Genomic DNA, 8,644 nt, shown 5'->3' with positions numbered 1-8,644 from the left:
CAGGCCGCGATCCGTGCCGTCTCGCAGCCAAGAGACCGCATGACAGATACAAAACCACCCACCAGCCCGCCTGTCAGCAGTCCACTGCAAACTTCAAACCGGTCGCACCAAGCTCCGGCGCTGAAAACGGGCAAAAATCGAGGTGCCCTTTACACATCCTTAAACAGCATCCGGCGGTGTGCTCCAAGAACTTTCGAGGCAACCTGGCCGCGACCGGCGCAACATCGTGTCACAGGAGTCACAGGCCCGCGCGGCGCCCGGCGCCCGCGCGCACCGGGAAACGCTTGCGATCCGGCAGGTTGCGTGTCAGGCTCACAGGATTGGATCAAGGACGTTGGTCCGGACGGATGCCCTTTGTCCGGACAGATAGGCCGAATAGACCCGGGGTTGCCCGAACATGTCACCCGTCGTGATACCGGAGCTGAACGTGATGTCCCAGGCGGATCGCCTGGGGAAACTGCATACGCCGTTTGGCGAAGATGTCGTGGTGCTGCTTCGGTTCACCGGCACCGAGGCGGTCAACGAACTGTTCGAATTCACCGTCGAGGCGATGACCGGGAAAGAAGGGCTCGATCTCGACTCCGCGATCGGCAAGCATTGCACGGTCGAGTTGAAGAGCATCGCGCACGGGCCGCGCTTTTTCGACGGCCTGCTGACCGAGGTGCGCGCGCTCGGGTTCCTTGAGGGCGGGCTTGGCTACCGGCTGACGCTGCGGCCGTGGCTGTGGCTGCTCGATCAGCGCAAGAACCAGCGCATCTTTCACGACATGACGGCGCAGGACATCATCCAGACGATCCTCGCCGAACACGGATTCAACGCCGACATCACGGCCAGCGGCCTGCCGACGCTGGAATACACCGTCCAGTACGGCGAGTCCGATCTGGCCTTCATCCGCCGCATGATGGAGCGGTTCGGGCTGAACTTCTACTTCGTGCACGGCAATGGCAGCCACGACCTCAAGATCAACGACGGCAGCTTCGAGACCAACGTGCCGGGCGACAAGCGGGTCGTACTGACCTCGACCGGCCAGCACCTGGGCAACGAGGAGCATTTCGACAACTGGGCGTTCGATCGCCGCATCACGACCGGGCGGGTGAAGCTGACCGACTACAATTTCAAGAAGCCCGCGGCCTCGATGGGCGCCGAACAGGCCGGCACTGCAGCCTATGACCACCATGACCTCGAGGCCTACGAGTATCCGGGCGGCTACCTCGACAACGGCGCGGGAAAGACGGTGGCGCAGCTTCGGCTGAAACAGGTGCGCGGCGCCGACAACCGCCACCGGTCGGAAGGCGATGCGATGACGCTTGCGGCCGGAATGGTCGTCGAGCTTTCGTCCGAGGACGGTGCGCTGGACGGCAAGTCGTTCGTGGCGCTCGGCTGTTCGCATACCTTCGTGGCTGAATCCTACGCCACCGGCGGCGGCGGCGGTGGCGCGGGCGAAGACAGCTACCGCGGCACTTACGAATTCAGCCCGAAGGATCAGCCGGTGGTGCCCGCCCGCGTCACCCCGCGCGCGGTGATGAGCGGCCCCCATGTCGCCGTCGTCACCGGTTCGGGCGAGATCGACAGCGACGAGTTCGGCCGCATCACGGTGCAGTTTCCCTGGGACAGCGACGGTGCCATGTCGATGCGCTGCCGGGTGCTGCAACCCTGGGCCGGCGCCTCCTTCGGCAACATCTTCATCCCGCGTGTCGGGATGGAGGTGGTGGTCGAATTTCTCGATGGCGACCCGGACTACCCGGTGGTGGTGGGCTGTCTCTACAATGGACAGAACGCGCCGCCCTACGGCCTGCCCGGCAAGCAGAACATCGCCGGGATCAAGTCCAACTCGGTCGGCGGCGGCGGCTACAACGAGTTCATCCTGGACGATACCGGCGGCAGCGAACTGATCCGGACGCACGCCCAGTACGATCTTGAGACGACGGTCGAGAACGACGAACGGCGCACGGTGAAAAACAACCGCACCACCGAGATCGACGTCAACGACACCCGCACGGTGAAGGGCAACGACAAGGAAGACATCACCGGCACGATGAAGACCACGGTGAGCTCGTCGAAAGAGACCACCGTCTCCACGACCTACGAGATCACCGCGAACTCGCACTTCAAGGTGACCGTCGGGCCGTGCGAACTGCTGATGGACGGCACCCAGATCGTGCTGTCGATCGGACCGAGCAAGGTGACGCTGAACATGGGCCAGTTGAGCATCGAATCGACCGCGATCAGCGTCACCGGATCTGCAAGCCTGCAAACCAAGGGAGGCGGAACAGCGATGCACAGCGCTGACGGCCCGATGGTGATCAAGGGCGCCATCGTGAACATCAACTAAAGCATGGCACCGGACCGGGCCTGGGAGGAGACGCGGTGAGCATCAAGGCACGCGGAAGCGTGGCGGGGGACCGGCGGTGACGGAGCACTCGCCGAACTTGCGCTATCAGATGGCGCGGGACCTGTTCGAGGCGATCCCGAAGATCGCCGAGGACATGACCGCACGACCGGACACGCAGGACAGCCTGACCTTCATCGAGGCGCTGGCGCGCAGCGGCACGCCGGAAGAGGCGCTGACATTCTCGGCCTATGCGCTGATGCCGCGTCACGCGGTCTGGTGGGGGCACGAATGCCTGCGCCACGCCGATGCAAAGCTCGGCGATGAGGATCGGGCGATGATGGAACTGGCGGCCGCTTGGGTCGGCCAGCCCGACGAGGATCATCGCTATGCCGCGCTGGACGCCGCGATGGCGACCGAAGCGAAGACCCCCGGCGTCTGGATCGCCTTCGCGGCGGGCTGGTCCTCGGGCAGCATGTCGCGGCGCGGCCAGCCTGCCGTCCCGGCGCCGACATTCCTGGCGGGGCGGGCGGTGAACGCGGGGGTGCTGTCGGCCCTGGCCCGCGTCGGCCGGGACGAGCGTCAGCCGATGCTGCAAACCTATGTGAAGATGGCGCGGATGCTGGTGAGCGAGGGCTGACCGGCGCCTGCGCTTGCATCGGCGCCCCCTGCCCCCCTACACTCGCCCTGTTGCCGCCCCTGCGCCCCGCAGACCCGCCGCACTTCCGCTGGACCGCACCATGACCCTGACCATGAAGATCGAGAATATCGACCAGCTCAGCGACGGTGGGCCGACGTTCTTCACGACCGACGGGCGCGGCTTCGAAGTCGGCCGCGATCCGGCGATGGACTGGACCCTGCCCGACCCCAACCGCTTCATCTCGGGGCGGCATCTCGACATCCGGTTCGAGCGCGGCGCCTACATGATGACGGACGTGTCGACCAACGGCACCTTCGTGAACGGGTCGAGCGTGCGGGTGAAAAGCCCCTACCGGCTGGAATCAGGCGACCGGTTGCAGATCGGCCAATACCTCGTGTCGGTCACCATCGACGCGGGCGCCCCGGCGGCACCCGCCCCCTTCGGCGGCAGCGCGCCGCCGCCCTACGCCAACCCCGCCCCCTTCGGCGGTGGCGCGGCGCCCTTCGGCGGTGGCGCGGCGCCAAGCCCGTTCGGCGGGTCCGCGCCGGGCGGCGGGGCTGACGACATCTGGGGCGCGGCGCCCGCGGCCCCGGCGCCGCTCGGCGGCGGCTTCGATCCCCGGCCCCGCCCGACCCCGGCACAAAGCGATTTCGCCGACCAGCACATCGAAATGCCGCAGTTCGCGCCGCCCCCGCCGCAACCCCGGCCGATTCCGCAGCCCGTCGCGGCCCCGCCCTACGCCGCCCCGCCCTACACGCCGCCGCAGGCCGAAGCGTTTCAGGGCACCCAATTCTCGCAACCGCCGCAACCGCAGCCGACCTATCCGCCCGCCCGCGCCCCGGCGGCCGCCGCTGCGCCCGCCGCCGACAGCACGATCCTGCGCGCCATCGCCGAGGGGGCCGGGGTGCCGGAGGCCCTGCTGACGCAAGGCGACCCGATCGAGACGGCGCGCGAGATCGGCCGCGCGCTGCGGGTGGCCACCGACGAGCTGGCGGGGCTTTTGCGCGCCCGTGCCGCGACCAAGCAATCGGTCCGCTCGGGCAGCCGCACCATGCTGGGCGCGACCGACAACAACCCGCTGAAGTTCATCCCGACCGCGCCGGAACGGCTGGACGCGATGTTCGGCACCGGCAAGCCCGGCTTTCAGCGCGGCGCCGAGGCGGTGCGCAAAAGCTTCGAGGACGTCAAGCGCCACCAATACGCCGTCCATGCCGCGATCCAGCCCGCGCTGGCGCGGCTGATCGAGGATCTGTCGCCCGAGTCGGTGGAACAGAAGGTGGGCGGCTCGCTGCTGCATTCCCGCAAGGCCCGCGCCTGGGAGATTTTCGTGGAACGCTGGGACGCCAAGACCCACCCCTACGAAAACGGGATGCTGGACCTGTTCATGAAATACTTCGCCGAAGCCTATGACGCGGTCGAGGGCGGCACCGGGCCGAAGACCTGACGCCCACGCAGCCGTGTTGACTTGGCGCGGGCGCTGGCGCATCCTCGCTACATGTTGTTTTGAAGGGATTATTTTAATGAAACGCGCGTCTTGGTGTGCCCCGGTGCGGGCGGGGCGGTAGGCGATGGACGTCGACGCCCTTCTGGTGCCGCTGTCCGCCGACGCGCCCTGCGGCCCCGATCTGGTCGCCGCGGATGACGAGGCGTTCCTGGATTACTACTTCGAGGCGTTGGCCCGGTTGCCCGAACGCTTTTACAACGACAAGACCGGCGCCATCTTCGACCGCAAGAGCGTCGATCTGAAGGGCGAGACGGCGGCGATCGGCGGGCTCTTGAAACGCTCGCGCGATTTGCGGCTGCTGTCGCTGGAAGCGCAGTTCCAGATTCTCGCGGGCCAGCTTTTCGGTTTCACCGACTGTGTGCGGGCGATCGCCGGGCTGCTGGAACGCTATCCCGACGACGTGCATCCGCATAGCGCCGAGGACGCCACCGACCGGCGCAACGCGATCGAACTGCTGGACAACCGCGCGACGGTCGTGCTGCCGCTGGAACAGGCGACGTTGATCACCGACCGCCGGATGGACCAGATCAGCTGGCAGATGGTCACCGTCGCCTCGGGGCGCAGGCCCGCGCGCGCGGGTGAACCGGCGGGCGATGCGAACGGCATCCTCTCGGCGTTCAAGAGCGACGAGAACCGCAAGGCGGTCGAAGAGGTCCATGCCCGGCTGACCGACTGCGCCGCGGCGCTGCGCGCGATCAAGCTGGCCTGCGTCACCGCGGACCGCAACCCGTTCGGCCCGAACCTCGATCAGGTGTCGGCGGCGATTGCGGCCATCCTCGGCTTCCTGATCGAGGTCCGGCCCGATCTGGCGCCCGAAGCCAACGCACCGGAGGGCGACGACACTACGGCCGTCGGGGCGGATGAGAATCAGCCCGCCGCCGGGGCGGCGTCGTCCAGCGCGCCGGGGGCGACCGGCCCGATCCGCGATCATGCCGGGGCCGATCGGGCCCTTGCCGCGGTCGAGTCGTATTTCGTGCGGCGCGAGCCGTCGTCGCCGGTGCTGTTCCTGCTGCGTCAGGCGCGGGCGCTGATTGGTCGGCCGCTGGTCGAGGCAATCACCCTGCTGATGCCGGAAATCGCCGCCAAGGCCCGCATGGCCTTCGGCGAGGCGAACGGCTTCGGCATGAACATGGACCGGATGCGCGAGCTTTCGGCGCTGGAGACTCCGGCCCCGGCGGATGAGTCGCCGGCCGAAATCCCGGCGGTGGAATCGCGTGACCGGGCGGCGGCGCTGATGGCCTCGGTGGAGGCATTTTTCCGTCAGGTGGAGCCGTCGAGCCCGATTCCCGTGCTGCTGTTCAAGGCAAAGACCTTCCTCAGCCGGGACTTTTCCGCGATCGTCGCCGATCTTTATCCGAAGAAGGACTGAAGCGAGGTCCGGAGCCGTTCAAAACCGGCACTGGGTGCGGAAAACCTGCATTATAATTGACAAGTGGGGGGCGTCCGTGGCTTCCTTTCGACACATAACAGGGAGTTGATTTCAATGCCTTCGGACTCCGCTACCAAATTTATCAAACGGAATCGGCCGCCTCGGGTGCAGATTGCCTACGCGGACCCTTACAATTCTGAAAAGATGGTCGAGTTGCCCTTCGTCATGGGGGTGATGGCCGACCTGTCGGGGAATGCCTCCGACAAGGAAAAGCCGAAGATCGCGGATCGCGACTTCACCAATGTCGATACCGAGAATTTCGACAGCTACATGGCCAGCGTCGAACCGGCGGTCAGCCTGACGATGCCGAACAAGCTGGGCGACAAGGAGGGCGAGAGCATCTCGGCCAAGCTGACGTTCCACAGCATGGCCGACCTCGATCCTGGCGAGATGGCCAAGCAGGTGCCCGCGATGAAGTCGCTGCTGGAGGCCCGCCAGCAGCTTGCCAACCTGCAACGCTACATGAACGGCAAGTCTTCGGCGCAGGACATGCTCAACAAGCTGTTGTCGGACCAGAACTTGATGGCAATGCTGGAAAGCAAGGCCAAATCCGAACCGGACGAACCGTCCGAATAACCGAATGTGACGTGACATCCCGTCGTCGGGCGGGGCCCGAACGACAGCAGGAGAGGCGCCCCTAGATGGCAACCGAAGCACAACAGAGCCCATCCGCAGCGGCAGGGATGGCGGAACTCGAAGAGTTCTCGTCCCTGCTGAAGCAGAATTTCAAGCCACGCAGCGACACCGCCCAGACCGAGGTGGAAAACGCGGTGACCACCCTCGTGAAGCAGGCCCTGGCCGACGGAACGGTGGTGAAGAACGACATCCTCGACACCGTCGACGAGATGATCGCCCGGCTTGATGCCAAGCTGACCGAGCAGATGAACGAACTGCTCCACCACCCCGAGTTCCAGAAGCTGGAAAGCGCCTGGCGCGGGCTGGCCTATTGCGTGAACAACTCCGAGCCGGACGCGACGATGAAGATCCGCGTCATGAACGTCTCGAAGTCCGAGCTGGAGCGTGAGCTGCGCAGCTATCCGGGCGCGAAATGGGACCAGTCGCCGCTGTTCAAGAAGGTCTATGAGGCCGAATTCGGCCAGTTGGGCGGCCAGCCCTTCGGCACCCTGATCGGCGATTTCTACTTCGACAACTCGCCCGCCGACATCCGCGTGATGCGCGACATGGCCAAGATCGCGGCGGCCTCGCTGGCGCCGTTCTTCGCCTCGGCCGCGCCCTCGCTGATGGGCATGGATAGCTGGAACGAACTGGGCAACCCCAACGACCTGTCCACCATCTTCGAGACGCCGGACTATGCCGGCTGGAAGTCGCTGCGCGACAGCGAGAACGCCCGCTATGTCGGCCTGTGCATGCCGCGGGTGCTGGCGCGGGAACCCTATGGCCAGAACTCGCTGCCGGTCGAGGCGTTCAACTTCGAGGAACAGACCGACGGCCATACCGGCGCGAAATACGCCTGGATGAACGCAGCCTATGCGATGGCGGCCAACATCGCCCGCGCGCACAAGGAATACGGCTGGACGGTGAAGATTCGCGGCGTGCAGTCGGGCGGCGAAGTCATCAACCTGCCGACCCACAGCTTCCCGACCGATGATGGCGCGATCGACCTGAAATGCCCGACCGAGATCGCGATCAGCGACCGGCGCGAGGCGGAACTGTCGAAATCGGGGCTGATCAGCCTGGTGCACCGCAAGAACTCGGACAAGGCTGCGTTCATCGGCGCCCAGTCGCTCTACAAGCCGAAGAAATTCGTCGATGACGCGGCCACCGCGTCCGACAACCTGTCGTCGCGCCTGCCCTACATGTTCGCGATCTCGCGGTTCGCGCATTACCTCAAGGTGATGGTGCGCGACCAGATCGGCCTCAGCAAGGACCGCAACCAGCTGGAGCGCGATCTGCAACGCTGGATCAACAAATACGTCCACGGCGATCCGTCCAACGCGACCGAAGAGGAAAAGGCCAAGCTGCCGCTGGCGGGCGCCAAGGTCGAGATCATCGAGGATCTGGAGAACCCCGGTTATTACCTCGGACGCTTCCTTTTGCGCCCACACTACCAGCTTGAAGGGATGGATATCGGGATGAGCCTGGTATCGAAACTGCCCAACAAGTGACCTGCGAGCACTGATCTGAAACACATTTGAACCGTGAGGAGACAATAGAATGGCCTTGGACATCCATCTGAAGATTGACGGCATCAAGGGCGAGTCCCTGAACAGCTATCACACGGACGAAATCGACGTCCTGTCGTGGAGCTGGGGGCTGACGCAAAGCGGCACCGCCCAGCTTGGGCCGGGCGCCGGTTCGGGCAAGGTCAACGTGCAGGACATGCATTTCTCGAAATACGTCGACAAGTCGACCCCCGCGCTGATCAAGGCGTCCTGCGCCGGCACGCACATCGCCTCGGCCACGCTGACGGTCAGCAAGGCGGGCGGCGACGCCCCGGTGGAATACGTCAAGATCGACTTCACCGAGGTGCTGGTGTCGTCGTACCAGACCGGCGGCAGTGCTGACGGGCTGGACCGCGTGGTGGAACAGATCTCGTTCAACTTCCGCAAGTTCGTGTTCACCTACACCCCGCAGGATGCCACCGGCGTCGGCGGCGGCGGTGTGCCGGCCGGTTGGGACATCGCGCTCGGCAAGGCCGCGAGCTGATCGGACGTTCGCCCGCGGCGGCGATCCGGGCGGGCACGTGCCCCGCCCCGGACCGCCGCCCAAGGCCGGACGCGC

Annotated in this window: 7 protein-coding genes; all 7 read left to right on the top strand. The window is 65.8% G+C overall.

Annotation, left to right across the window (positions count from 1 at the left end; all coding sequences use genetic code 11):
* Nucleotides 1-430 precede the first annotated feature (430 nt).
* The 7 genes from AC11WY_RS09020 (at nt 431) to AC11WY_RS08990 (ending at nt 8,569) form a co-directional block, all read left to right on the top strand.
* Nucleotides 431-2,332, top strand: a complete 1,902-nt coding sequence (locus AC11WY_RS09020; RefSeq protein ID WP_482924616.1) for a type VI secretion system Vgr family protein — start codon at nt 431-433, stop codon at nt 2,330-2,332.
* A 76-nt stretch (nt 2,333-2,408) separates the two neighbouring features.
* Nucleotides 2,409-2,969, top strand: coding sequence for a DUF6931 family protein (locus AC11WY_RS09015; protein ID WP_482924615.1), 561 nt, complete (start codon nt 2,409-2,411; stop codon nt 2,967-2,969).
* 100 nt (nt 2,970-3,069) lie between these two features.
* The gene (tagH, locus tag AC11WY_RS09010; protein ID WP_482924613.1) at nt 3,070-4,413 is read left to right on the top strand and encodes a type VI secretion system-associated FHA domain protein TagH; all 1,344 of its coding nucleotides are present in this window, start codon (nt 3,070-3,072) and stop codon (nt 4,411-4,413) included.
* 124 nt (nt 4,414-4,537) lie between these two features.
* On the top strand, nt 4,538-5,842 hold the full coding sequence (locus AC11WY_RS09005) for a type VI secretion system protein TssA (protein WP_482924612.1): 1,305 nt from the start codon (nt 4,538-4,540) through the stop codon (nt 5,840-5,842).
* Nucleotides 5,843-5,956: 114 nt separating this feature from the next.
* Complete coding sequence (gene tssB / locus AC11WY_RS09000) at nt 5,957-6,478, top strand: type VI secretion system contractile sheath small subunit (RefSeq protein WP_482924610.1); 522 nt, start codon at nt 5,957-5,959, stop codon at nt 6,476-6,478.
* A gap of 65 nt (nt 6,479-6,543) precedes the next feature.
* On the top strand, nt 6,544-8,028 hold the full coding sequence (tssC, locus tag AC11WY_RS08995) for a type VI secretion system contractile sheath large subunit (protein ID WP_482924608.1): 1,485 nt from the start codon (nt 6,544-6,546) through the stop codon (nt 8,026-8,028).
* Between the two features lie 49 nt (nt 8,029-8,077).
* Nucleotides 8,078-8,569: an Hcp family type VI secretion system effector gene (locus AC11WY_RS08990; RefSeq protein WP_482924607.1), complete on the top strand. Its 492-nt coding sequence runs from the start codon at nt 8,078-8,080 to the stop codon at nt 8,567-8,569.
* The last annotated feature ends 75 nt before the right edge of the window (nt 8,570-8,644 follow it).

The sequence above is a fragment of the Solirhodobacter sp. genome, from assembly GCF_964715405.1.
The sequence above is the reverse complement of the archived record's forward strand: the minus strand, read 5'-3'. Positions and strand labels throughout refer to the sequence as shown.

Bases quoted from the DNA above. Each gene is read 5' to 3' on its own strand.
- AC11WY_RS09020 (WP_482924616.1), top strand. From the start codon at position 431: ATGTCCCAGGCGGATCGCCTGGGGAAACTGCATACGCCGTTTGGCGAA.
- tssB (WP_482924610.1), top strand. From the start codon at position 5,957: ATGCCTTCGGACTCCGCTACCAAATTTATCAAACGGAATCGGCCGCCT.
- tagH (WP_482924613.1), top strand. From the start codon at position 3,070: ATGACCCTGACCATGAAGATCGAGAATATCGACCAGCTCAGCGACGGT.
- tssC (WP_482924608.1), top strand. From the start codon at position 6,544: ATGGCAACCGAAGCACAACAGAGCCCATCCGCAGCGGCAGGGATGGCG.
- AC11WY_RS08990 (WP_482924607.1), top strand. From the start codon at position 8,078: ATGGCCTTGGACATCCATCTGAAGATTGACGGCATCAAGGGCGAGTCC.
- AC11WY_RS09005 (WP_482924612.1), top strand. From the start codon at position 4,538: ATGGACGTCGACGCCCTTCTGGTGCCGCTGTCCGCCGACGCGCCCTGC.